17 protein-coding genes are annotated in these 24,822 nt (G+C 65.0%); all 17 read right to left on the bottom strand.

All coding sequences use genetic code 11. From position 1 onward, the window contains the following. Nucleotides 1-222: 222 nt before the first annotated feature. Nucleotides 223-2,376, bottom strand: a complete 2,154-nt coding sequence (gene ligA / locus SO156_RS41235) for an NAD-dependent DNA ligase LigA (RefSeq protein ID WP_498538795.1) — start codon at nt 2,374-2,376, stop codon at nt 223-225. 160 nt (nt 2,377-2,536) lie between these two features. Continuing rightward, a complete protein-coding gene (recN, locus tag SO156_RS41230) occupies nt 2,537-4,210 on the bottom strand; it encodes a DNA repair protein RecN (RefSeq protein WP_498538794.1) in 1,674 nt (557 codons plus the stop codon). A gap of 15 nt (nt 4,211-4,225) precedes the next feature. Next, nucleotides 4,226-5,125, bottom strand: coding sequence for an outer membrane protein assembly factor BamD (locus SO156_RS41225; protein WP_458147794.1), 900 nt, complete (start codon nt 5,123-5,125; stop codon nt 4,226-4,228). A 250-nt stretch (nt 5,126-5,375) separates the two neighbouring features. Continuing rightward, nucleotides 5,376-6,338 (bottom strand): UDP-3-O-acyl-N-acetylglucosamine deacetylase, encoded by a 963-nt coding sequence (gene lpxC / locus SO156_RS41220; RefSeq protein WP_458147795.1) that lies wholly within the window; start codon nt 6,336-6,338, stop codon nt 5,376-5,378. Between the two features lie 359 nt (nt 6,339-6,697). Beyond that, nucleotides 6,698-8,485 (bottom strand): cell division protein FtsZ, encoded by a 1,788-nt coding sequence (gene ftsZ, locus SO156_RS41215; RefSeq protein ID WP_458147796.1) that lies wholly within the window; start codon nt 8,483-8,485, stop codon nt 6,698-6,700. An 87-nt stretch (nt 8,486-8,572) separates the two neighbouring features. After that, nucleotides 8,573-9,892: a cell division protein FtsA gene (ftsA, locus tag SO156_RS41210; protein ID WP_458147797.1), complete on the bottom strand. Its 1,320-nt coding sequence runs from the start codon at nt 9,890-9,892 to the stop codon at nt 8,573-8,575. Continuing rightward, nucleotides 9,889-10,902 carry a cell division protein FtsQ/DivIB gene (locus SO156_RS41205; protein WP_498538793.1) on the bottom strand — a complete coding sequence of 338 codons (1,014 nt, stop codon included), beginning with the start codon at nt 10,900-10,902 and terminating at the stop codon, nt 9,889-9,891. Before SO156_RS41205 ends, ftsA begins: the two co-directional genes overlap by 4 nt. Before the next feature lie 347 nt (nt 10,903-11,249). Next, on the bottom strand, nt 11,250-12,236 hold the full coding sequence (locus tag SO156_RS41200) for a D-alanine--D-alanine ligase family protein (protein WP_458147799.1): 987 nt from the start codon (nt 12,234-12,236) through the stop codon (nt 11,250-11,252). 69 nt (nt 12,237-12,305) lie between these two features. Then, nucleotides 12,306-13,226, bottom strand: coding sequence for a UDP-N-acetylmuramate dehydrogenase (murB, locus tag SO156_RS41195; RefSeq protein WP_498538792.1), 921 nt, complete (start codon nt 13,224-13,226; stop codon nt 12,306-12,308). Between the two features lie 8 nt (nt 13,227-13,234). Then, complete coding sequence (gene murC / locus SO156_RS41190; RefSeq protein ID WP_498538791.1) at nt 13,235-14,638, bottom strand: UDP-N-acetylmuramate--L-alanine ligase; 1,404 nt, start codon at nt 14,636-14,638, stop codon at nt 13,235-13,237. Nucleotides 14,639-14,809: 171 nt separating this feature from the next. Continuing rightward, nucleotides 14,810-15,910, bottom strand: a complete 1,101-nt coding sequence (gene murG / locus SO156_RS41185; protein ID WP_458147802.1) for an undecaprenyldiphospho-muramoylpentapeptide beta-N-acetylglucosaminyltransferase — start codon at nt 15,908-15,910, stop codon at nt 14,810-14,812. Between the two features lie 181 nt (nt 15,911-16,091). Then, nucleotides 16,092-17,243 (bottom strand): putative lipid II flippase FtsW, encoded by a 1,152-nt coding sequence (ftsW, locus tag SO156_RS41180; RefSeq protein WP_498538790.1) that lies wholly within the window; start codon nt 17,241-17,243, stop codon nt 16,092-16,094. Between the two features lie 236 nt (nt 17,244-17,479). Further along, the gene (gene murD / locus SO156_RS41175; protein WP_498538789.1) at nt 17,480-18,880 is read right to left on the bottom strand and encodes a UDP-N-acetylmuramoyl-L-alanine--D-glutamate ligase; all 1,401 of its coding nucleotides are present in this window, start codon (nt 18,878-18,880) and stop codon (nt 17,480-17,482) included. 7 nt (nt 18,881-18,887) lie between these two features. Continuing rightward, the gene (gene mraY / locus SO156_RS41170) at nt 18,888-19,991 is read right to left on the bottom strand and encodes a phospho-N-acetylmuramoyl-pentapeptide-transferase (RefSeq protein WP_458147805.1); all 1,104 of its coding nucleotides are present in this window, start codon (nt 19,989-19,991) and stop codon (nt 18,888-18,890) included. Nucleotides 19,992-20,136: 145 nt separating this feature from the next. Continuing rightward, nucleotides 20,137-21,516 (bottom strand): UDP-N-acetylmuramoyl-tripeptide--D-alanyl-D-alanine ligase, encoded by a 1,380-nt coding sequence (locus SO156_RS41165; protein ID WP_498538788.1) that lies wholly within the window; start codon nt 21,514-21,516, stop codon nt 20,137-20,139. Further along, the gene (locus SO156_RS41160) at nt 21,513-23,003 is read right to left on the bottom strand and encodes a UDP-N-acetylmuramoyl-L-alanyl-D-glutamate--2,6-diaminopimelate ligase (protein WP_498538787.1); all 1,491 of its coding nucleotides are present in this window, start codon (nt 23,001-23,003) and stop codon (nt 21,513-21,515) included. The genes SO156_RS41165 and SO156_RS41160 overlap by 4 nt, the downstream gene beginning before the upstream one ends. 67 nt (nt 23,004-23,070) lie before the next feature. Next, nucleotides 23,071-24,819, bottom strand: coding sequence for a peptidoglycan D,D-transpeptidase FtsI family protein (locus tag SO156_RS41155; protein WP_458147808.1), 1,749 nt, complete (start codon nt 24,817-24,819; stop codon nt 23,071-23,073). Nucleotides 24,820-24,822: the final 3 nt, after the last annotated feature.

Genomic DNA, 24,822 nt, shown 5'->3' with positions numbered 1-24,822 from the left:
ACCGCCGCGCATCAATTCGCTTTGGTCGGCGGCGGTGCCGTCGTTTATGCGATCGCGACTAACGCATGATCCGGAAAAGTGCGAAGCGGTTTTCCCTCGCGAGAAACGCGGAACGCGTTTGCGCGGAGATCATGCGCAAACAAGAACCTAAAGCGCGATGACGATTCAACCCTAATCTCATCGCGCTTTAACGCGAGGGAAGCGCGCAACACGAGTCGAGCCTCACTCCCCGATCAGCTTCAGCCATTCGTCTTCGGTCAGCACCTTGACGCCGTGTTTGTTGGCATCCGCAAGCTTTGAGCCGGCGCCAGGGCCGGCGACGACGAGGTCGGTCTTCTTCGACACCGAGCCCGAGACCTTTGCACCGAGCCGCTCGGCCGTGGCCTTGGCCTCATCGCGCGTCATCTTTTCCAGCGAGCCCGTGAACACCACGGTCTTGCCGGCGACGGCTGAATTGCTCTTCGGCTTCTCCGCGTCGATGATGTCGACTTCGCCGGTCAGCCGTTCGACGATGCCGCGGTTGTGGCTCTCGCCGAAATAGTCGGCGATGCTCTTGATCACGGTGTCGCCGATCTGGTCCAGCGCATCCATGTCGGCAACGGCCTCCTCGTCGCCGCGAACGACCTTCAGGCAGGCGTCGTGGAAGGCGTCCCAGGAGCCATAGCCGCGCGCCAGCGCCAGGGCCGTCGTCTCGCCGACATGACGCATGCCGAGTGCATAGATGAAACGTTCCAGCGCGATGTTGCGCCGGCTTTCGATGGCGCCGAAGAGGTTGCGTATCGAGGTCTCGCCGTAACCCTCGATCTCCTCCAGCTTCAGCTTCGCATTCCGCTTCTGTAGCGTGAAGATGTCGGCGGGCTCCTTCACAAAACCTTCGTCGAAGAAGTACTGAAGCTGCTTCTCGCCGAGGCCATCGATGTCGAACGCCCGCCGCGACACGAACAGCTTCAAATGCTCGATCTTCTGATAGGGACAGGCGAACTCGCCGGTGCAGCGGGCCCGCGACCCCTCCTCGCCCGTCGCCGTCTCCTCGCGCACCACATCGGTGTGCAGCGGGCACGGGCACTTCTTCGGGAACTGGAATTCCTTCGCATTCTTCGGCCGCTTGTCGATCACGACGTCGACGACCTGCGGAATGACGTCGCCGGCGCGCTGGATCACGACGGTGTCGCCGATCCGAATGTCGCGGCCTTCGCGCAGCACCTCGCCCTTGTTGCCGATGCCCTTGATGTAATCCTCGTTGTGCAGTGTGACGTTCTGCACGATCACGCCGCCGACGCCGATCGGTTCGAGCTTGCCAACCGGCGTGAACGAGCCGGTGCGACCGACCTGGATCTCGATGTCGCGCAGTACCGTCATGGCACGCTCGGCCGGAAACTTGTGCGCAATGCCCCAGCGCGGCGTGCGCGACACGAAGCCGAGCCGTTCCTGCCAGTCGATGCGGTCGACCTTGTAAACGACGCCGTCGATGTCGTAGTCGAGCTCGGCACGCTGCTCTTCGATTGAATGATGAAACGCGAGCAGCTCCTCGACGGAGTGACAGAGCCTCGTCAGCGGATTGGTCTTGAAGCCGCAGCGCTCGAACCAGTGGATCATGCCGCTCTGCGTGCCTTCCGGCATCGCGCTCATCTGCCCCCACGCATAGGCGAAGAAGCCAAGCGGGCGCGAGGCGGTGATGCCGGGATCCTTTTGCCGCAAGGAGCCTGCTGCCGAGTTGCGCGGATTGGCGAAGATGGTGTCGCCGGCCGCCTTCTGCCGCTCGTTGAGCGCCAGGAACGCCTTCTTGGTCATGTAGACCTCGCCCCGCACCTCGCAGATGTCGGGAACGTTGCGGCCTTTGAGCGTCTTCGGCACGTCCTCGAGCGTACGGATGTTGGCGGTGACGTCCTCGCCCTCCGCGCCGTCGCCACGCGTCGCCGCGGTGACGAGTTCGCCACCCTCATAGCGTAGCGACATCGAGAGCCCGTCGATCTTGGGCTCGGCGGAGAAATCGATCCGGTCGTCGGCAAGCTTCAGGAAGCGCGCGATTCGCCCAACGAAATCGCGCACGTCTCCTTCCGCAAAGGCGTTGTCGAGGGACAGCATCGGCACTGCGTGCCGCACCTTCTTGAAGCGCCCGGACGGCGCCGCGCCGATCTTCTGCGACGGCGACTCCGCACTCACGAATTCGGGGAAGCGCTTCTCGATCGCGTTGAAGCGTTGGCGCAGGGCGTCATATTCAGCGTCCGTTATCGTCGGCGCGTCGTCCTGATAGTAGCGTTTGTCGTGCCCCTCGAGTTCGAGGGCAAGCCGCATATGCTCGACCTTGGCCTGTGCCTTGGTGAGATCGGCGACGTCGGGAAGCGTCTTCACTTTGGATTTTGCTGCTCTTGCCATTGTGCTTGGATACGACGGAGCGGGCGGGACGGTAAAGGCGGTTACAGTTTCGTGCCCCGGACGCACCGCAGCGCTTCTTCAGCGGTGCGCTGCAGAGCCGGGGCCCATGTGGCAGCGCTCTGGGTCCCGGGTCGCGCTACGCGGGTCCGGGACGCGAGAATTAAGCCGTTGCGGCCCTCAGCAAGCGTTCCGCCGCCGCCCTCGCCTCCGCGGTGATCTCCGCCCCCGCCAGCATGCGCGCGATCTCCTCGCGGCGGTGGTCGGCGGCAAGCGCATTGACGCGGGTGGCGACGCGCTTGCCCTTGTCGAGGGCGTCCTTGGAAATCAGGAGATGCTGGTCGGCGCGGGCGGCAACCTGCGGGGCGTGGGTCACGGCCATCACCTGCACCTGGCCGGCAAGCCGCGCGAGACGCGCGCCGATGGCGTCAGCCACCGCGCCGCCAACGCCGGTGTCGATTTCGTCGAACACCAGGGTCGGCGCCGAGCCACGGTCGGACAGCACGACCTTCAGCGCGAGGAGGAAGCGCGACAGCTCGCCGCCGGAGGCGACCTTCATCATCGGCCCTGGCTTGGTGCCCGGATTGGTCTGCACCCAGAACTCGACGCGATCGAAACCCTGCGGCCCTGGAGCGCGCTCATCGGTCTCGACCTGGGTCATGAATTTCGCGCGTTCGAGCTTGAGCGGGGCAAGCTCGGCGTTGACGGCCTTGTTGAGCTTCTCCGCCGATTTCTGCCGCGCAGCCGACAGCTTCTTTGCAGCAGCAGCGTACCGCGCGTCGGCCTCGATCGCGGCCTGCTCGAGCTTCTTCAACTGTTCGGCGCCGGCATCGATCAGCCGGACGTCGGCCGCATATTTCGCGGCGAGCGCCGCCAGACCGTCGACTGGTGTCGAATATTTGCGCGAGGCGGCACGCAGCGCGAACAGCCGTTCCTCGATACGTTCGAGCTCCGAGGGGTCGAAATCGGTGGCGGCGAGCGCGGCCTGGAGATGCTGGTCGGCTTCCTCCAACGAATTGATCGCGGCGTCGATCGCCTTCACCGCGGGCTCGACCAGCGCCGGCGAATTGACGCCGCGGCGCTCCAGCCTGCGCACGGCAGCCGAAAGAGCCGCGACCGGCGAATTGTGACCGCCGACGATCTCCTGCGCCTCGCGCAGATCGGAGGCGATCTTCTCGCCCTGCATCATGGTGGTGCGGCGGGAGGCCAGCGCCGTCTCCTCGCCGTCCTTCGGCGCGAGCTGCTTCAATTCATCCGAGGCATGGCGCAAATAATCCGCCTCGCGCGCGGCGCGCTCCATGCCGGCGCGATGCTCCTCCAGAGCCGTATTTGCCGTGCGGCGCGCGTCCCACAGCGATTCGACAGCGGTGACATCCTTCTCCAGCCCGGCAAACGCATCGAGCAGGCGGCGGTGCGTGGAGGCATCGACCAGCGCGCGCTCGTCATGCTGGCCGTGGATCTCGACCAGCGCAGCGCCGACAGCCTTGAGGGTCTGCACGCTGATCGACTGGTCGTTGATGAAGGCACGAGTGCGGCCGTCGGCGAACTGCACGCGGCGCAGGATCATCTCGCCGGTGTCGTCGAGCCCGTTCTCGGCGAGGATCTTCGTCGCGGGATGGGCCTTGGGCACGTCAAACACGGCCGTGACCTGCCCCTGCTCCGCACCGTGGCGCACGAGGCCGGCATCGCCGCGGCCGCCGAGCGCCAGCGCAAAGGCATCGAGCAGGATGGATTTTCCCGCGCCGGTCTCGCCGGTCAAAACCGCAAGGCCGGTCGCGAATTCGATATCGAGCCGTTCGATCAGGACGATGTCACGGATCGACAGACGCGCCAGCATGGAACCCCAAATTTCCTAGCCGCCGAGGCCCATCTTCTTGAAGGTCCTGCTGATCCAGGACCCCTGATTCTCGCTCGGCTCGAGACCGCCGGATTTTACAAGATTATAGGCGTCCTTGTACCAGCGGCTGTCAGGAAAATTGTGCCCGAGCACAGCGGCCGCGGTCTGCGCCTCGCCGACGATGCCGATCGCCATATAGGCCTCGGTCAGGCGGTAGAGCGCCTCCTCGACGTGACGCGTGGTCTGGTACTGCGTGACCACGGTCTTGTAGCGGTTGATCGCGGCCGTGAAGTCGCGCTTCTGCGCGTAATAGCGGCCGACGGCCATCTCCTTGCCGGCGAGCTGGTCGCGCCCGCCCTCGATCTTGGCCTTGGCGCTGGTCGCGTATTCAGAGTTCGGATATTTGCGCACCACCTCTTCGAGCGAGGCGATCGCCTTCTCGGTACGGGTCTGGTCGCGGCTGACGTCGGGGATCTGGTCGTAATGGGAGGCCGCGATCAGATATTGCGCGTAGGCCGCATCCGGGCTGCCGGGATGCAGGGTGACGTAGCGGCTCGCAGAGCCGATGCAGCTGTCATAGTCGCCGGCCTGGTAGGACGCGTAAGCCGACATCAGAAGCGACTTGCGGGCCAGATCGGAATAGGGGTGCTGTCGGTCGACCTCCTCGAACTTCTTGTTCGCCGCCTTGATGTCCTTCTTCTCGTTCATGAGGTACAGGCCCTCATTGTAGAGCTTGTCGGCCGGCTCCTCGACGAAGGTGTCGTCCTTGGCGGTGAACTTGTCCCACAGCTCGCCCGCGCCGCAGCCGCCGAGCGGCAGCGCGAGCGCGAGGAACGCGGCAGCCTGCAGCAATCGTCGCGCCGAGGGCGCGAGCGAAGCCGTGAATGATTCGCGCGTCATACGCTGTGCTGACATGAATTTAAGACCTGACGTCCTGTGATGCGCTGCCCGCCATGCCATGACCCCGCCATGGCCGCGAAATCCGCTAGTTTTGCCCGTGCCTTGGCGCCCTGCCATGCGACCAAGCCGGTGGACCTAAAAAACGATCGTCAACGTCCCGGATAGGCAGGCATTTCGCCCGGATTAAGGCGACGGTGTGCCGATGCTAGTCGATCATGGTTACCAGGAAATGCGCAGGTCAGCCAAAGCAGCCGGAATCGGCCGTTCAGGACACGTCCGGCCCGTAGGCGGCGGCAATCCGGCCACCCACGATACCGCTGCCGACCTCGACCACGGGACGCGGGGTGCGGCGAGCCGTCTCACCTTCGACCACCCGCCAGGCTGTCCGATCGGCAAGCAGCGCGGTCAGGACGGCGTGGTTGAGCTTATGGCCGCCGCGGACCGAGCGATAGGCGCCGAGCAGCGGCAGGCCGGCCAGCGCCAGATCCCCCACCACGTCCAGCACCTTGTGGCGCACGCATTCGTCGGCGTAGCGCAGGCCTTCGGTATTCAGCAGCCGCTCATCGTCGAACACCACGGTATTCTCGAAGGAGGCGCCCCGCGCGAAACCTGCGCTCCAGAGACGCGCCTGATCGCACATCAGGCCGAAGGTGCGTGCCCGCGCGATCTCGCGGCGGAAACGCTCCGGGCTGAGCTCAAACGTGTAGGCCTGCCGGCCGATCACGGGATTGGCGAAATTGATCTCGACCTCGGCGCGGAAGCCGTTGGCGTAAGGCCGCAGCTCGCCGAAGGAATCGCCGATCGCAACCGAGACCGGCTTTAAAATCTGGATGAACCGGCGCTGCGCCGGCTGGCTGACGATACCGGCTTGGTCGATCGCCGCGACGAACGCCGCCGCGCTGCCGTCCATGATCGGTACTTCCGGACCGTCGATCTCGATGGTGGCGTTGTCCACACCCATGCCACGCAGTGCAGCAAGCACGTGCTCGGCTGTTGACACCAGCGCACCGTCGCTGTCGCCGAGCACGGTCGCGAAATCGGTCGCGATGACCTGCTCGGCAGTGGCGTGCACTTCGCGGTCGCAACCTTCGAGGCCGGTGCGGACAAAAACCAGGCCTGCATCGACAGGTGCAGGCCCCAAGGTCAGCGTGACGGGGAGACCGGAATGAACGCCGACGCCAACCACTGTGGCCTGCGCGCGGAGCGTTGTTTGCCGGCTAAATTTCATCAGGAACTGCCCACCCTACGACCTACTGCGACTTATACTGGACCGAACTGGCCGTCTGAGGCACCAGCTCGAATCTCGTATCCCCAAGTCACGCGCAAACCATAGTCACTGACCCAAACAAGCCAACTCACGCTTTTTTACCAATTGTTACCCCAACTCTGCCGCATTCGAGCGAGGCGTGAACCAATTTGGGCCACGTTTGGAGCCGGTTCCGGCAACTTTACTCCACCACGAAATACATAATTAATCATTTAGAATCAGTTGGTTGCGATCGCAACCCGAGATTCGGCGGACCAAATACAAAGGTCCCGGCAAACATTTCGCCGGGACCTTTTTCGTCGCCTTGATTGTAACAATCCTCACGTCGCCTGCCGGCGCAGGAAAGCCGGGATATCAAGATGGTCGTCTCCCTGTGGCGCCGGTGCAACAGGCGCAGGGCGGCCATGGACGTCCAAACCTTGCGGTGCGGGCCGTCGAGCATACTCGGATACCGGTTCGCTGCCTGCGATCTGCTGGGCTACACTGCGCTGCGGTTTGCGGTCGGGCAGCGGCGGCATCGCGGGACCTGCGCTGCGGGCGACAACCGGCGGCTCGCTCTCCTCGTCGCGACGGCCGAGGCCGACATTGGCAAGGCGCTGCAATAGCGACAGACGGGTCTTCTGGGTCGGCTCGTCCTCGGTCTCGCGGCCTTGGCGAATCTCGGCCTGGGCCGGCATCGGCAGGTCCTCGAGGCGCGGCATCCGGGGCGCACGCACAGGCGGACGTTCGGCCTGCGGCGGGATGAAGGTTTCCGGGGTCATCGGCTCCTGCATCGCGACGGGTGCTGCTTCCGGCTCGGGGAACAGTGAGGGCTTTTGCGCGATCGGGCGCACGGTGACATCGCCATAGGTCTGGGGCGCCGGGGCCTGCGGCACTTCAGGAGCCACAGCGGCGGCAATCGCAGCCAGCGCAGCACGCTCGACATTGGGACGTGGCGCCATCGGGGCGGCAGCGACCGGTGCGGCCGCCGCCGGCGGGATCTGCGCTTCCAGCCTCTGGGCGCGCTCGGCGAGCCGCTGATTGTCCGCGCGCAGCCGCGCGGTGAGATCGGCGAGCCGGGTTTCAGCCACGGCAGCGGGTGCCTGCGGGGCGGCAACGGCGACGGCCGGTGCGCTCGAGGCCAGGCTGTTGCGGGCGATCGCCGCCTGCTCGATACCGGTGGCGACGACCGAGACGCGGATCAGGCCGTCGAGGGCTTCGTCGAAGGTGGCGCCGACGATGATGTTGGCGTCCTGGTCGACCTCCTCGCGGATGCGGGTCGCGGCTTCGTCGACCTCGAACAAAGTGAGGTCCTTGCCGCCGGTGATCGAGATCAGCAGGCCCTTGGCACCCTTCATCGAGGAATCGTCGATCAGAGGATTGGCGATCGCAGCTTCAGCGGCGGTCAGCGCACGCTTGTCGCCGGAGGCTTCGCCCGTACCCATCATCGCCTTGCCCATCTCACGCATTACGGCGCGGACGTCGGCGAAGTCGAGGTTGATCAGACCTTCCTTCACCATCAGGTCGGTGATGCAGGCAACGCCCGAATAAAGCACCTGGTCGGCCATCGCGAAGGCGTCGGCGAAGGTGGTTTTCTCGTTGGCGACCCGGAACAGGTTCTGGTTCGGAATGATCAGGAGCGTATCGACGACCTTGTGCAGCTCGTTGATGCCGGCTTCAGCGGTGCGCATGCGGCGGCCGCCTTCGAAGTGGAAAGGCTTGGTCACCACGCCGACGGTGAGGATGCCCATGTCGCGCGCTGTCTTGGCGATCACCGGAGCTGCACCGGTGCCGGTGCCGCCGCCCATGCCGGCGGTGACGAACACCATGTTGGCGCCCGAGAGATGGTCGCGGAGCTCGTCGATCACCTCTTCCGCGGCGGCCGCGCCGACGTTGGGCTGCGAACCAGCGCCCAACCCCTGCGTCACCTGCGTACCCATCTGCACGATGCGCTGCGCCTTCGACATCGTCAGCGCCTGCGCGTCGGTATTGGCGACCACGAAGTCGACGCCCTGAAGGCCCGCCGTGATCATGTTGTTGACGGCGTTTCCGCCGGCGCCGCCGACGCCAAATACGGTGATCCGCGGCTTCAGTTCGTGAATATCAGGAACGTTGATACTGATGGTCATGGTTGCCTCTCGATCACGCGCGCGTGGGTTCGCCCCGGCCGGCGGCCGCGGGAGTTGGTGAAAATCCGGGAACGTGGAAACGAGTCATCAGAAGCCCTCGCGAAGCCATCGTCCGACCTTTCCGAAATAACCGCCGGTCCCTGTCTTGATCTGCCGCGTATGCCGCGGTTCGACATGTTCAAGGTGAACATATTGCGGGTAGACCAGGAGCCCGGCGGGCACCGCGAAGGCGGCGTTCTTCGCCTCATTGGGCAGCCGGCCGAAGCCGAGCGGTCGGCCGATCCGCACGGGACGGCCGATAATTTGCGTGCCGAGCTCGACGAGCCCGGTGAGCTGCGATGCACCGCCGCTGAGAACGACGCGGCCATTCGGCTCGGCCGCGAAGGGCGATTCCTTCAGCTTGTCGCGGACCATCTCGAAGATTTCCTCGGCCCGGTGCTTGACGATGTTGGCAATGGTCGCGCGGGAGACGATCTGCGGCAGATCCTGTTCGTCGCCTGCGGTCGGCACCGACATCAGCTCGCGCGAGTCCGATCCGCCGGTGATGACCGTGCCGTAAAGCGTCTTGATGCGCTCGGCGTCGGCGATGGTCGCCGACAGTCCGCGCGCCAGGTCCATCGTGATGTGATGGCCGCCGACCGCAAAGCCTGCCGCATGTACGAAGCGTCCGCCGGAATAGACGGCGATGGTCGTGGTGCCCGCACCCATCTCGACGACGGCGGCGCCGAGATCGGCCTCGTCGTCGGTCAGCACGGAAAGGCCGGCGACATAGGGGCTCGCCGCCATGGCTTCGACGTTGATGTGGCAGCGTTCAACTGCGAGCATCAGGTTGCGCGCCACGGTGGCGTCGCAGGTGACCACGTTCATGTCGACGCCGAACTGGCGCGCGACCATGCCGCGAGCATCTCGGATACCCTTGACGCCATCGAGCGTATAGCCGACGGGGAGCGCGTGCAGCACGGTACGGCCCGCGCCGGTGGCGTGGCGCATGCCGGTGGAGGTGACCCGACTGACGTCGGCCGGCGTGACCGCGCCGCCGCGAATGTCGGCAGCGGCTTCCACCATATGCCCGGCGAGCCTGCCGCCGGAGACCGACAGCAGGACGGATTCGACCCGCACCTTGGCCATCTTCTCCGCAAGCCCGACGGCTTGGCGCACCGCCTGCTCGCATTCGCCGAGATCGATCACCGCGCCGGCCTTCATGCCGCGCGCCTGGATCTGGCTGTAGCCGGTCAATTCCACTGCATGGGTGCGGCCGCGCAGGGCCTCGCTCGGCGCAGACGGCTTCAACCGTGCGATCATGCAGGCGATCTTGCTGGTGCCGATGTCGAGACAAGCGACGAGCCCGGCGCGCTTATGCGGCATCGGGCGGGTCTTCGGCGTCTGGGTGCGATCGAGACCGGTCATGCGGAATCACCGGCCTTCTTCTTGGACTTCTTGTCCTTGAACAACTCTTCGCGCGCCTTCGCGGCGTCGTCGGAGAGCTGCACCACGAGACGATCGGGCAGACGCATGTCGACGGCGACGATGTCCTTGGAGAACAGCTTCTCCTCCTTGTCGAGCTTGGACAGGGCGGCAAGCGCATTGCCGACGTCCTGCTCGGGCAGCCGCACGTCGAGGCCGTCCTTCAACCGCAGATTCCAGCGGCGCTCGCCGATGAAGATCGCCGCCTTGGTCACCGACTGCACCTGCGGATAGCGTGCGAGCAGCGCGAGGAAATCGCGCGCCTGGGTGGCAGCGCCCTTGCCGACCACGAGCGGCAGAGTCAGGAAGCGGCGCGAAACGTAGGGCTCGAGCACGGCGCCGTCGTCGGCGATCACGGAGAGCCGGCCAGCTTCCTGCCACAGCGCGAACGCCTTGCGCTCGGTGAGGTCGATCTGGAGCTGGCCCGGGTAGAGCTTCAGCACGGTCGCGTCCGCGATCCAGGGATTGGCCTTGAGCTTGTCGCGCAGGCCGTCGGCATCGAGGAACAGCAGCGAGGAGCGGCCGCTGACGCCGCCGATGGCAAGGATCTCGTCCTGGCTGAGCTGCTTGCGGCCATTGATGACGACGGACGTGATGCGGAAGCCAGCGGAATTGGCCAGCGCATTGCGGGCATCGCGGACAGCGGCGATGAAATCCTGGAGATGGCCGCCCTTGACGATGCCGAGGCCGGTCGCGCCTGCGAGCAGGATGACGGTCAGGCTGATCCCGACCCGGCGCGGCAGGAAGCGCTCGACCAGCGCGACGATGCGCGGCGTCGGCTCGCGCTCCGGAACGGCCTTGGCGCGGGCGCGCTTTTCCTGGAGCTTCTCTTCGCGCTTCTGCTCGACCCACTCGCGCAAGAGCACGACCGCTCCGATAGCGGCCGCCTTCAGGTCAGTTTGGGGCCTCAGCGATCGAAGTAGTGACCGGGTGAGGCTGCCTGCACCATCCATTGCACGAGCTCGTCAACAGTTAGCCCGCGGAAAATTCGCGGGTTCTGGCGCCCATGACGTCTCGGACCGGCCGGCCGGGTGGTCTTCAGCAGAAGAAGCCTCTCCCCTTCAAAGCGTTGGCCGGAGACGGGAACACCCGCGACAGCCCACGCGCCGGCAGCCAAATCGCCATATGCGCCGCCAGCGTTAACCTTCGGACTTCCTGGTAAACAAAAGGTAAAGGTCGTTAACGGCCAGAGCTTTTTGCCTCGTCTTGTGAGGCATTTATGCCGCTATCCCCGGCATTTTATCGATTTTTGGGTTCCAAAACGGGCGGTTTCGCCCGACCGGCCGTTAACCAACCCTAATTATTTCCGCACGCGCCGTTCGGCGAGTTCGACCAGGTCACGCAGGAAATCGGCGAACTCGATGCCCTGCGCCTTCAGCGCCTTGGGATAGAGCGAGGACTTGGTGAGACCTGGCAGGGTGTTGGTCTCGAGATAGACCAGGCCCTTGTCCGACACGATGAAATCCGAACGCGAATAGCCGGTGCAGGACATCGCCCGGTGCGCCCGCATCGCCTGGTCCATCAGCGCAGCGGTGACGTCAGGTGAAAAGCGGCCGGGGCAGATCTCCTGGGTCGACTTCAAGAGATATTTTGCGGCGTAATCGAAATTGCCCTCGCCCGGGATGATCTCGATCGGCGGCAGCGACATCATCGAGCCGTCCGGCCGCTCCAGGACGCCGCAGGTTGCTTCGATCCCGGCGATATAGGGTTCGATGACGTATTCTTCATGCTTGGCAGCATTGCGGACAGCGACAATATCCTGCTTGGCGTTGACGAATATCAGACCGTAACTCGATCCATCGCGCGCTGGCTTTGCAATCAGCCTGCCGTATTCGGCAAAGGCCTCGTCGATATCTTCCAACGCGATGCCGTTTGGCGGCGTCACGCCGCCGAGCGCGGCAAACTGTTTGGCGGCGATCTTGTCGAAGGCGAGATGCGAGGAAGCCGAGCCCGAACCGGTGAAAGCCACGCCGCGCGATTCGCACATCACCTGCAATTCGCCGTTCTCGGCACGGCCGCCATGGAGCGCGAGCACCAGCACACGATCCTCGGCCTTGGCCCGGTCCAGCGCCTGCTCCAGTGGAATGCCGCGGGTGCCCGGATTGAACTCAACCTCGAAGGGACGAGCGTGTTCGACGAGCTGCTTGGACTGGACGACATGCACATTGTCCTGGACATCCCAGAACCAGAGATCGGCTTCGGGCAAGGCCTGCTGCAGGGCCTGCGCGCTTGCGACCGAGACCAGACGCTCCCTGTTGGAGCCGCCGAAGAGAATGGTGATGCGCATTTTTGATTCGCTACCTTTCCACCTTCGTCATTCCGTGATGCGCCGTTAGGCGTAGGCCCGGAATGACAGCTACGCTGGAACCCCGATCCTTTTGATTTCCCAGTGCAGCTCAACTCCCGAATCTGCCTTCACGCGTTCGCGCACGGTCTCGCCCAGTGTCTCGATTTCTTGGCCGGTCGCATCGCCCGTGTTGATCAGGAAATTGCAGTGCATCTCCGACACCTGCGCACCGCCGACGCGCAAGCCGCGGCAGCCGGCGGCGTCGATCAGCTTCCAGGCAGAGTGACCGGGCGGATTCTTGAAGGTCGAGCCGCCGGTCTTTTCGCGGATCGGCTGCGCCGTCTCCCGATGGCTCTGCACCTCCGCCATGCGGGCGCGGATCGCGTCTGCGTCCTTGATGACGCCGCGAAAGCGCGCCGAAGTAAAGATGATCGATGGATCGACACCGCTGTTGCGGTAGACGAACTTCATGTCGGCATTGGAGAAGATGTGCTTCGTGCCGTCGCGACCGATGCCGGTCGCCTCGATCAGCACGTCCTTGGTCTCGCCGCCATTGGCTCCCGCATTCATGCGCAGCGCGCCGCCGATCGTGCCGGGAATGCCGAAGAAGAACTCGAGCCCACCGATATCAGCGTTGGCCGCCACTTCCGCAACGCGCTTGTCGAGCGCGGCAGCCCCTGCGGCGACGATGTCGCCGCTCGCGCGCGCATCGCCAAAAGCGCGTGGCGCAAGGCGGATCACGACGCCCGACATGCCGCCATCGCGCACGATCAGGTTGGAGCCGACGCCGACGACGTAGACCGGAATGTCTGTCGAGAGATGCGCCAGGAAATAAGCAAGATCGTCTTCATCGGCCGGCGTGAACAACACCTGCGCCGGACCACCGACGCGAAACCAGGTGAGCTCGGCCAGCGACTGGTTCGCCAGCAGCCGCCCGCGCAGCTCAGGCATCGCGGCTTTCAGCTCGGGTGTGATGTCGGGGAAAGTCATGCGACTGCTCACCCCAGCGCCTTCAATTCGCCGGGCAGCGCGTACGCCCATTGCGTGATGTTGCCGGCGCCCAGGCACACGACGAGATCGCCTGACTTCGCCACGCCCTTGACGATGCCGGCGAGATCCGAGGATGCCGGCAGCGGAATCACCTGGCGGTGGCCGTGGGCGCGCAGCCCGGCGACGAAATGATCGCGATCGATGCCTTCGATCGGCGCCTCGCCGGCGGGATAGACCTCGGCGACGATCACCGCATCCGCATCGTTGAAGCAGGTACAAAATTCCTCGAACAGCGATTGCAGGCGGGTGAAGCGATGCGGCTGCACCACGGCGAGGATCTTGCCATTGGTGGATTCGCGCGCCGCCTTCAGCACGGCAGCGATCTCGACGGGATGGTGACCGTAATCGTCGATCACCGTGATGCCGTTCCACTCGCCGGTCTTGGTGAAGCGGCGCTTCACGCCGCCGAAGGTGGCCATCGCCTTGCGGATCGCCTCGTCAGAGACGCCGAGCTCATGCGCTACCGCGATCGCGGCGGTGGCGTTGGAGGCGTTGTGACGTCCCGGCATCGGCAGCATGAGATCAGCGATCTCATGCACGGCACCGGTTTTTCGATCGCGGATCGCGACCTTGAATTTCGATCCACCGCCCATCGGCGTGAGATCGAGGAGCCGCGCATCGGCCTGCGGGTTCTCGCCATAGGTGATGATGCGGCGATCCTCGATCTTGCCGACCAGGCTCTGCACGGTCGGGTGATCGATGCACATCACGGCAAAGCCGTAGAACGGCAGGTTCTCGACGAAGTTGCGGAACGCATCCTGCACGGCTTCGAACGTCTTGAAGTGATCGAGATGCTCGGGGTCGACATTGGTGACGATCGCGACATCCGTCGGCAACTTCAAAAAGGTGCCGTCGCTCTCGTCGGCTTCCACCACCATCCAGTCGCCCGCACCCAAGCGTGCATTCGAGCCATAGGCGTTGATGATGCCACCGTTGATCACGGTCGGATCGAGGCCGCCGGCATCGAGGAGTGTCGCGACCATCGTCGTCGTCGTGGTCTTGCCGTGGGTGCCGGCGATCGCGACGCAGCTCTTCAGCCGCATCAATTCGGCCAGCATCTCAGCACGGCGCACCACGGGAATGCGCTGCGCGCGCGCCGCCATCAATTCCGGATTGTCGCGCTTGATCGCAGACGACACCACGACGACGTCGGCGCCATCGACATTCTCGGCCTTGTGGCCAACCGAGACCTTTGCGCCCTTCTTGCGCAGCCGGTCGAGATTGTAATTGTCAGAGGCGTCGGAGCCCTGCACGGTGTAGCCGAGATTGACCAGCACCTCGGCGATGCCGCTCATGCCGATGCCGCCGATCCCGACGAAGTGGATGGGTCCGATCCCACGCGGCAGTCTCATGTTGTCTCCTCGACGTCACCGTCCGCCTTGTGCGCTCTTGCGCACTGGGGCGGGACGATCCAGTACTCCGCGAAGCCTGAGATTCAAATCGGCCCGCGCCGGTTACTGGATGCCCCGCTTTCGCGGGGCATGACAAGGGGCATTTTTGGTCATTCCGGGGCGGAACTGGCGTCAGAGTCCCGCCACTTTGACCACCAGATCGGCCAGCCGCTCGGCGGCATCGAGCCGGCCGGCGCCGCGGGCAGCCTCGGCCATGGCGGCAAGGCGGGCAGGCTCGGCAGCGAAAGCAGAGATCTCGCCAGCCAGCCGATCCGAGGTGAACTCGGTCTGCGGGATACGCAAGCCGCCGTTCACCTGGGCGAGCACGCCGGCATTGGCGAACTGGTCCTGGTCGATCGAGCCGGGCAGCGGCACCAGGATCGAGGGCCGTCCGATCGCGGCGAGCTCGGCGACCGTGCCAGCGCCGGAGCGCGACACCACCAGATGATTGGAGGCAAGCCGCGCCGGCAAATCCGTGAAGAACGGCGCGAGCTCGGCATTGATCTTGAGCTTGTCGTAGACCGCGCGCACCCGCGTCATGTCCTCATCGCGGACCTGCTGGGTGAGGATCAGCCGGCTCCAGATCGCAGGCGCGAGCTGCTCGATCGCGCCCGGCACGATATCGGCCATGATGCGCGCGCCCTGGCTGCCGCCAACGACGAGCAGGCGAAGCGGCCCGTTCGGCTCCGGCGGGGCGTACTTCACCGCGGCGGCTGCGAGGATCGCCGGGCGCATCGGCGTGCCGACCGTCGTGGTCTTCGGCGCCAGCGCGGGATCGCGTTCGAGCACACCTGGCAAGGACGTCGCGATCGCGCGGACATAACGGGCCAGGAAGCGGTTGGCGCGGCCGAGCACCGCGTTGGCATCGTGGATGATACCCGGCACGCCGGCGAGTTTTGCGGCGATCAAGGGCGGCAGCGTCGGATAGCCGCCGAAACCGACGACCGCGACCGGCTTCAATCGGCGCATCAGACTGAAGGCCGATAGCGTGCCGGTGGCAAGCGTGAGGCCGGCATGGGCAAGCTGAATTGGATTGCGGCCACGTGCGGTCTCGCTTGCCACGACGTCGATCATGTCCTTGCTGAACAGCCCGCTATAGCGGAGCGCCCTCGCGTCCGTGACGAGCCGCACACGAAATCCGCGCCGGACCAGCTCGACACCGAGCGCCTCGGCCGGAAACAGATGACCGCCGGTGCCGCCCGCGGCGAGAAGAATCAATGGGGAAGTGTCCATGATGGAGGGTTTTACAGGCAGTCAGCCTTCATTGCGAGGCAGGCAACGAGGATGGTTCTCATGCCTCGGGCGCAGCGCAGCGCGCGTTTTGCACGGCGTGTTGCGCTGCTGAACCGGGCCCATCCTTGCGACGATCTGGGCCCCGGATCTGCGCTTCGCTTGTCCGGGGCACGAGAGCAACTCACGCGTAGCTGCGCATCGCCTCGGCGTGGCCGATCGACTCGACCTCGGTGCGGGGGCGCAGCCGCGTCAATGCCAGCATCATGCCGACGCCATAGGCGAGTGTCACGATGGAGGAGCCGCCATAGGAGATGAAGGGCAGCGTCATGCCCTTGGCCGGGATGAGCTGGAGATTGACCGACATGTTGATCGCGGCCTGCACACCGAACAGGATGGCAAGGCCGGAAGCCGCGAAGCGCGAGAACATATCCTCATTGGCATAGGCGCGCGACAGCGTGCGGATGACGATGAAGGCGAACAGCGCCACCATCGCAAGGCACAGAATGATGCCAAACTCTTCGGCGGCGACCGCGAACACGAAGTCGGTGTGGCTGTCCGGCAGGCTGCGCTTGGCGATGCCCTCGCCCGGCCCCAGGCCGAACCAGCCGCCGTTGTAGAAGGCTTCCATCGCGGTATCGACCTGGAAGGTATCGCCGGAAGCCGGATTCATGAAGCGCTTGATGCGACCTGCAACGTGCGGAACGAAGAGATAGGCGGTGAACAGGCCGACGCCGGCCGCGCCGGCGAGCCCGAACACCCAGATCATCCGCATGCCGGCGATGAAGAACAGCGCGCCCCAGACCATCAGGATCAGCATGGTCTGACCAAAATCGGGCTCCATGATGAGAAGCGAGACCAGCATCAACAGCAGCACCAACGCCATCGAGGTCGCGGGCATCTCCGGCCGCTTGGTCGATTCCGCGAACAGCCAGGCAGCGATGACGACGAAGGACGGCTTTGCGGCCTCGGAGGCCTGGATGTTGACGCCGAGCAGCGTGATCCAGCGCCGCGAGCCCTTCACCTCGGGACCGATGGCGAGCGTCACCACGATCAGGATGATGCTGATCGCAAAGATGATCAACGCGCTGCGGCGGATCGCGCGCGGCGACAGAAACGACACGCCGATCAGCACGATGAAGGACGGCAGCAGAAACATCACGTGCCGGCTGAAGAAGTGGAAGGGATCAAGCCCGATGCGGGTCGCAACCTGCGGGCTCGCCGCCAGCGACAGGATGACCCCGGTCAGCATCAGCGCCAGGATGACGCCGAGCAGCGGCTTATCGACGGTCCACCACCACTCGGAAAAGGGGGTGCGTTCTTCACGGGAGAGCATGGGCGGCCGACCTTGGGACAGAGATCAGCCCATTGGTCGCCGAGGTTGGTTTACGGGGGGTTAATGAAGTCGATCACTTTGGAGATAGCGCACAGCGCCTTCACAAATGCTCGCATGGCCCGGCTTGACCGGGCCAACGAGACGCCGCAGCCTATCCGTATCCATCGCCGCCTCTGGAATACTCGATCGCCCGCCTTCGCGGGCGATGACAGCAGAGAACGAGGGACCAGCGCGCCCTAGACCACCGGTTTCACATCGGGCAGCGCCTGGACCAGTTCGCGGAACCTGGCGCCGCGAATCTCGAAATTGCGGTACTGGTCGAAGGAGGCGCAGGCGGGCGAGAGCAGGACGATGGCTTCGCCGAGGCCGGAGGCTTCTGCGTCGCGCGCGGCGTGCTCCACTGCAACATCGAGCGTTTGACTGATCTCGTGGGCCACCTGCGTGCCGAGCGTGCCCGAAAACTCCTGCGCGGCCTCGCCGATCAGATAGGCCTTTCGGATGCGAGGGAAGAAGCTGGTCAAGCTGGTGATGCCGCCCATCTTCGGCTTGCCGCCCGCGATCCAGAAGATGTCGGCAAAGGACGACAGCGCGTGCGCGGCGGCATCCGCGTTGGTGCCCTTGGAGTCGTTGACGAACAGCACGTTGCCGCGGCGACCGACCTGCTCCATGCGATGCGCAAGGCCGGGGAAGCTACGCAGGCCGTTCTGAAGCACGTCGAGGCTGATGCCCATGGCGAGCGCAGCGGCCGAGGCGCAGGCGGCGTTCTGCGCATTGTGCAGGCCGCGCAGCGAGCCGATGCCGCCGAGCTTTGCAACTTCGCTGCGGGCACCGCCCGAAGCACGCACGATCGTGCCACGCTCGACATAGATGCCGTCGGCGACCGGATTCTTGACGGAGATGCGCACGACCTTCTTGCCGGCGCGGTCGAGGCGGTCAGCGATGTCGCGGCACCAGCCGTCGTCGACGCCGACGATCGAGGTGCCGCCTGCTTGCACGCCGGCGACGAGATGCTCCTTCACCTCGGCATAGTGCTGGATGGTGCCGTGGCGGTCGATGTGGTCCTCGCTGACGTTGAGCAAAATGCCGACGGAGGGATCGAGCGAAGGAGTGAGGTCGATCTGATAGGACGACATCTCCACGACATGGACGCGGCCCATGCGCGGCGGCTCCAGCGACAGGATCGCGGTGCCGATATTGCCGCCCATCTGGCTGTCGTAGCCGGCAACCCTGGTCAGATGCGCGATCAGCGCGGTCGTGGTCGACTTGCCGTTGGTGCCGGTGATCGCGACGAACGGCGCGTTAGGCGCGTGGCGCCGCCGCTCGCGGCAGAACAGCTCGATGTCGCCGATCACCTCGATGCCGGCCTCGCGCGCTTTCAGCACGCTCCAGTGCGGCGCAGGGTGCGTGAGCGGCACGCCGGGCGCGAGCACCAGCGCCGAAAAGTTCGCCCATGACACGGTGCGCAGATCGGCGGTGATGAAACCGGCCTGCGCCGCCTTGGCGAGATTGTCGGCACCGTCGTCGCCGGCGATCACCTCGGCGCCGCCGGCTTTCAGGGCGCGACAGCTTGCGAGACCCGAGCCGCCGAGCCCGAACACCGCGACCGTCTTGCCCGCATACGATGTGACCGGGATCATCGATCGATCACCGCAGCTTCAGCGTGGAGAGGCCGGCGAGCGCCAGCATCACCGAGATGATCCAGAAGCGGATCACGATCTGCGGTTCGGTCCAGCCGAGCTGCTCGAAATGGTGATGAATCGGCGCCATCCTGAAGATGCGTTTTCCCGTCAGCTTGAACGAGACGACCTGCACGATCACCGAGACCGCCTCCAGCACGAAAAGGCCGCCGATCACGGCGAGCACGATCTCGTGCTTCACCGCAACGGCGATCGAGCCGAGCATGCCGCCGAGCGCGAGCGAGCCGGTGTCGCCCATGAAGATCGATGCCGGCGGCGCATTGAACCAGAGGAAGCCGAGGCCTGCTCCCAGCAGCGCTCCGCAGAGCACGGCGAGTTCGCCGGTGCCGGCGACATACTTGATCTGGAGGTAATCGGCGAACACGGCGTTACCGGCGAGATAGGCGATCATGGCAAAGCTCGCAGTCGCGATCATCACCGGCACGATGGCGAGGCCATCGAGGCCGTCGGTGAGGTTCACCGCATTGCCGGCGCCGACGATGACGAATGCGCCGAAGATCACGAAGAACCAGCCGAAATGGAGCACGACATCCTTGAAGAAGGGAATCGCGAGCGCGGTGGAGGAGGGATCGCGGTTGAGGCGCACCAGCGCGTAACAGGCAACCAGCGCGATGATCGCCTCGATCAGCAGGCGAAGCTTGCCGCCGAACCCACTCGTCGTCTGCTTGGTCACCTTGAGGTAATCGTCGTAGAAGCCGACGAAGCCGAAGCCGAGCGTCACCGCGAGCACGATCCAGACATAGGGATTGAGCGGGTTGGCCCACAGCACCGTGCCGACAGTAAGGCCGGACAGGATCATCAGCCCGCCCATGGTGGGCGTGCCCTTCTTGCTGAGATGCGATTGCGGGCCATCTTCCCGGATCGGCTGGCCTTTGCCCTGGCGGATGCGCAAATGATCGATGATCCAGGGCCCGAACAGGAACACGAACAACGCGCCGGTGACGACGGCGCCACCGGTGCGAAACGTGATGTAACGGAAGACGTTCAGCACGGTACGAAACGCGCCGAGGCTCGGAAACGTGTTGGAGAGCTCGATCAGCCAATAAAACATTCAGACAGTCCTATACCGCCTCTTCGCATGCGGCCTTGCCGGAAAGCGCTTTTGGCGCGTTCGCCGGCTTTCATCATGTGGTCGGGCGACCCTCAAAAAACCGGACGGCCGGGAATGGTGGGATCAGACACGGCGCTTCACGAGTTTACGCCTTTGCCTGCAAGGCGGCCACTAGCCCCGGCACAAACTTGTTGACCCAGAACATCTTTTTGCTGCCCTTGACAACCACGACATCGCCTGCCTTCAGCAGATCAGCGACATCTCGCGGGGCCAGCGTGACGGGATCGTCATGCCAGCCAAGGCTCTTGGCCGGCGGCAGCTTCTGGTAGAGATGATGCATCAAGGGACCGACGCAGTAGACGCCGTCGATCCCATCGAGATGCTTTGCAAGGTTCACATGATAGGACGGCGCGTCAGTTCCCAGCTCGAGCATGTCGCCGATCACGGCGATGCGGCGACCAACGTTCATGTGGCGCGCCTTGAGGCTTTCCAGAGCCGCCGCCATGCTGGCCGGATTGCCGTTGAAGCTGTCGTCGATCACGGTGATGCCGCCCACGGTCTGCTCGAAGCCGCGGCCGGTCATGATGCCGACGCCGTCGAGCCTTGAAGCGAGCGCAGCCGCATCGAGATGGGCCGCGTGAATCGAGGCCAGCGCGGCCAGCGCGTTGTGGACGCGGTGCGGCGCGCCGGGCGTGAGACTGAAATCGATCTCCTTGCCGCCGACTTGCGCCCTCACCTGCCAGCTTTCGCCCAGCGGCGTGTGCCCGAGCTCGCGGACCTCGGTGCCGTCGCCGAAGCGGATGACCTTGCCGCGCCATTCGGGTGCGGCGATATCGGCCGGCAGCACCAGCACGCCGTCGTTCGGCAGGCCGAGCGCGATGGAGAGCTTCTCGCGCCGGATCGCTTCGAGCGAGCCGAGCTTTTCCAGATGCACCGGCTGCACGTTGACGACCAGCGCCACCGTCGGCCGCGTCAGCTCGCTCAGCCGCGCGATCTCGCCGGTCTGGTTCATGCCCATCTCGACGACCCAGAGGCTCGCATCAGGCCTCGCATTGCACAGCGTCAGCGGCACACCCCAGAAATTGTTGAAGCTGGACGGGTTCGCATAGGCGTTCGGATAGGCGGCGAGATATTCCTTGGTGCTGGTCTTGCCGGCGCTTCCCGTGAGCCCGATCACCGGCCCCTTGAAGCGCGCACGGGCCGCACGCGCGAGGCCCCAGAGGCCGTCGATCAGCGTGTCCTTGACGACGAGCTGCGGAATACGGATGCCCGCGATCTCGTGCGGCACGATCATCGCGACCGCGCCCGAAGCTTCCGCCTTGTCCGCAAACTCCCAGCCGTCGCGCGCGCTGGCGAAGGCCGAGATGAAGCCGCCGCTCGGAGTGCCGCTCAGCGCGACGAACAGGCTGCCCGGCTTCACCAGGCGGCTGTCCTGGGTGACGAAGTCGATGACTGTCTCCGGGAACGATCCCGCGATGCCCAGCGCTCGCGCCAGCTCGGCAATCGTCCACAATGGCGCGCTCATGAAACCCTCGTCGCTAGTGCGGCGGCGACCGCCTCGTGATCGCTGAACGGCAGCACATCGCCGCCGATGATCTGCCCGGTCTCGTGGCCCTTGCCGGCAATCAGCAGCGCATCGCCCGGTTCGAGTTCATCGATTGCAGCGCGGATCGCCGCTGCGCGATCACCAATCTCCTTCGCGCCTTTTGCAGCGCCAAGGATCGCCGCGCGAATGGCTTCCGGATTTTCGCTGCGCGGATTGTCGTCGGTGATGATGACGCCGTCGGCATTCTCGGCCGCGATCGCCCCCATGATCGGTCGCTTGCCGGCATCGCGATCGCCGCCGGCGCCGAACACGACGATCAGCTTGCGCTTCGCATAGGGCCGCAATGCCTGAAGTGCCTTGACCAGTGCGTCCGGTTTGTGCGCGTAGTCGACGAAGATCGGCGCGCCGTTGCGTTCGCCGACGAGTTCGAGCCGACCCTTGGCGCCTTCAAGACGTTCGAGGCTCGCAAACACGCCTTCCGGATCGCTGCCGGTGCCGATCGCAAGGCCCGCGGCGACCAGCGCGTTCTCGATCTGGAACGCGCCGACCAGCGGCAGCCTGATTGAATAGGCCTTTCCGCGGTGCTCGATTGCGAGCTGCTGCGAAAAGCCGTCGACCCTGGCATCGACGAGGCGAATGCCCTCGCCTGCCCCGTCGCCGCTGCGACCGACTGCCATGACGCGCAAGCCGCGCGATCTTGCGGCCTCGATCGCATCGGTCGAACAATCATGATCGGCGGAGATCACGGCCGCGCCGCCCGGCGGGACCAGATCGCGGAACAGCCGCAGCTTCGCAGCAAGATAATGCGCGACGGTCGGATGATAATCCATGTGGTCGCGCGAAAGATTAGTGAAGCCGCCGGCCGCGATGCGCGCGCCGTCGAGGCGGTATTGGTCGAGCCCGTGCGAGGACGCTTCGAACGCCAGATGAGTGACGCCATCACGCGCGATCTCATCGAGCTGCCGGTGCAGCGCGATCGGATCGGGCGTCGTCAGCGAGCCATAGACCGTGCGCTTCGGCGAGACCAGGCCGATGGTCCCGATGCTGGCGGAGACGTGGCCGAGCCGCTCCCATATCTGCCGAGTAAACGCTGCGACCGAGGTCTTGCCGCTGGTGCCGGTCACCGCCGCGATGGTCGCGGGCTGCGCCGGAAAGAATCTTGCCGCGGCCAGAGCCAGCGCGCGGCGTGGATTGGAGACCGCGATGAACGGCACCTTGCAGGCATCCGGCGCATGGTCGCCGACGACGGCCGCCGCACCCGCCGCAACGGCAGTGTCGATGAACCGCGCCCCGTCGGTCTTGCTGCCCGCAAGCGCGAAGAAGAGATCACCTGATTTGACCACGCGGCTGTCGAGCGCGAGCCCCGTCACCTCAAGCGCGCCAGTCGCGTCGAGCGCCGCGGCAGCGGGCTCGATTGCGGCGTCATTGCCCGGAAGATCCTGACCTAGGAGGTCGCGCAGTTTCATGGCTTTCCAGTCGAAATGCCAAGCCGGATCCAGGGGGAAACCCGACTCAGGGCAGCTTGGGTACGGCTTACTGGGTTGTCCTGGATGCTGCAAGAATAAGGCGGTCCGCAGGCGGCAGGTCGAACCGTGGCTCGATTCCGAGCAGCGGCGCGATACGGGCGATGACCTTGCCCGCGGTCGGGACGGCGTTCCAGCCGGACTGGATGAAGCCGTAGGTTTCCTTCAGCGGCTGCGGCTCGTCGAGCATGATCAGGAGCTGGTACTTCGGCTTGTCGGCCGGCAGGATCGCGGTGAACGCAGTCAGCACCTTCTTCTTGGCATAACGGCCGTTGACCACCTTTTCGGCGGTGCCGGTCTTGCCGCCGATGTAGTAACCGGGAACATTCGCCCTCTTGGCGGTGCCGATCTCTGCGTTCAGGCGCATCAGGAACCGCATCTTGTCCGACGTCTCGGGCTTGATCACGCGCTTTGCGATCGCCCGCGCTTCCTCTTCGGAGCGCTTGAGGAAGGTCGGCGGAATGAGAAGGCCGCCATTGGCGAGCGCGCTGACGCCCATCACCGCCTGCAACGGCGCCACCGCAATGCCGTGGCCGAACGCAATGGTAACGGTGTTCAATTCGCTCCAACGTCGCGGCAGGATCGGCGACGCGCTCTCGGGCAATTCCGTACGCAGCCGATCGAGCTGACCCATCTTGCGCAGGAACGCCTTGTGCGCCTCCACGCCCTGCGACAGAGCGATCCGCCCCGCGCCGACGTTGGAGGAGAAGGTGAACACTTCCTTCATGTTCAGGAAGCGACCCTTCGGCTCGTCGTCATGGATCGCAAATTTGCCGTAGTGCAGCGGCCCGCGCGCATCCCACAGCGAGTCGAGGCCGTACTTGCCGGTGTCGAGCGCCATCGCCAGCGTGAACGCCTTGAAGGTCGAGCCCATCTCGTAGACACCTGTTGTCAGGCGGTTGATGCGATCGGGATCGTGCACTTCCTTCGGGTTGTTCGGATCGAAGTCGGGCAATGACACCATGGCGATGATCTCGCCGGTGTTGACATTGGTCACGAGGCCGGAGGCGGCCTTGGCTTGAAACTTTTCCTTGGCTTTCAGCAGTTCGTCGCGCAGCGCATGCTCGACGCGCAGATCGACCGACAGCTCGATCGGCTTTTGCAGACGATCGGTGGCAAAACCCGCGCGGTGGAGGTCGGCGAGCCCGTTATTGTCGAGCCACTTCTCCATGCCGGCGATGCCCTGGTTGTCGATGTTGACGAGACCGATGAGGTGGGCGACCTCGTTGCCGGTCGGATAGACGCGCTTGTTCTCGCGAAAAAAGCCGATGCCGGGAATGCCGAGCTTGTGGATCTCCTGCTGCTGCTTCGGCGTGATCTCGCGCTTGAGCCAGACGAAGCCTTTCCGCGAGCTCAGCCTCTCGCGCACCTCGGCCTCGTCGAGATCCGGGACGGTCGCCGTGAGGAGTTCGATCGCCTCGTCCTTGTCGATGATGCGGCGCGGTTCGCCGAACAGGCTCGGCGCCTTGACGTCAGTGGCAAGGATCTCGCCGTTGCGGTCGACGATGTCGGGCCGCGCGGTCGCAACCACGTCCTGCGCGCCGCCGCGGCGGGCGCTGTGGACGTCGGCTCCGATGGCGAACATCACGAGCCGGCCGGCGATCAGCACATACACGGCCGAGAACGCCAGGATCGCAAGGCCGACACGCGCGCGCGCCTTCGCCGCGCGATCGACGTTGCGCCCGTAGAGCAGGCTGCGGATCAACCGCTGACGCCAGGGTTCTGGCTTTGCGGGTTTGCCCGGAGTGGCAGCGCTCATTGC

It is taken from the genome of Bradyrhizobium sp. UFLA05-125, assembly GCF_059803515.1.
The sequence above is the reverse complement of the archived record's forward strand: the minus strand, read 5'-3'. Positions and strand labels throughout refer to the sequence as shown.